Source organism: Streptococcus sp. HMSC064H09 (assembly GCF_001812625.1).
Taxonomy (GTDB): domain Bacteria; phylum Bacillota; class Bacilli; order Lactobacillales; family Streptococcaceae; genus Streptococcus.
On record NZ_KV809562.1, the window covers coordinates 1,794 to 2,124 of the forward strand.

Consider the following 331-nt stretch of genomic DNA (forward strand, 5'->3'; position numbering starts at 1 on the left):
GGTGTTTCACCAACGTTAACCGTTTGATCCTTAGCTACAGGAGTATTTACATCAGCTTGAGTTGGATTTGCGGCTACAGTAACCTTAACTGGTACTTCATCCTTAGAACCATCTGGATAAGTAACAACAACTGTTGCGTCTTTTTCACCAACTGTTGTTGTATCTACCGGTGTCTTATATTCAAATGTAGTACCACTTGGAAGATCTGAGACATTACCAATTGAATTCTTGGCATCTGGTGTGTCACCAACTTTAACAGTTTGATCTTTCGCTACTGGGGTATTCTTATCCGCATCTGTACGTGGATCTTTAACAGTTACCTTAACTGGTA

General features: G+C 40.2%; 1 protein-coding gene. It reads right to left on the reverse strand.

The annotated features are described in order from the left end of the window. The coding region (locus HMPREF2867_RS02565) for a Rib/alpha-like domain-containing protein (RefSeq protein WP_256263054.1) at positions 1 to 331 on the reverse strand (331 nt) is incomplete at both ends.